Annotated in this window: 1 protein-coding gene; it reads left to right on the forward strand. The window is 71.2% G+C overall.

Features of this window, described 5'->3' with window-relative positions; genetic code table 11:
• Nucleotides 1–17 precede the first annotated feature (17 nt).
• A partial coding sequence (locus tag AC0L3U_RS40115; RefSeq protein ID WP_473365227.1) for an alpha/beta hydrolase family protein occupies nucleotides 18–240 on the forward strand: 223 nt, incomplete at its 3' end.

Consider the following 240-nt stretch of genomic DNA (forward strand, 5'->3'; position numbering starts at 1 on the left):
GGCTCGGCTGCGTGTGTTTGACCTTCGACCTGCGCGGCCATGCCGGCACCGGCATCCCGCTCTCCCGGGTCACCCGTGAAGACAACCTGCGCGACCTGCTCGCCGCTTACGACCGCCTGCTGTCCCACCCGGCGATCGACACTTCGGCGGTGGCGGTGGTGGGCACCAGCTATGGCGGCTACCTGGCGGCGATCCTCACCTCGTTGCGCCCGGTGCGCTGGCTGGCGCTGCGTGTGCCCG

Source organism: Bradyrhizobium sp. Kon69 (genome assembly GCF_055807515.1).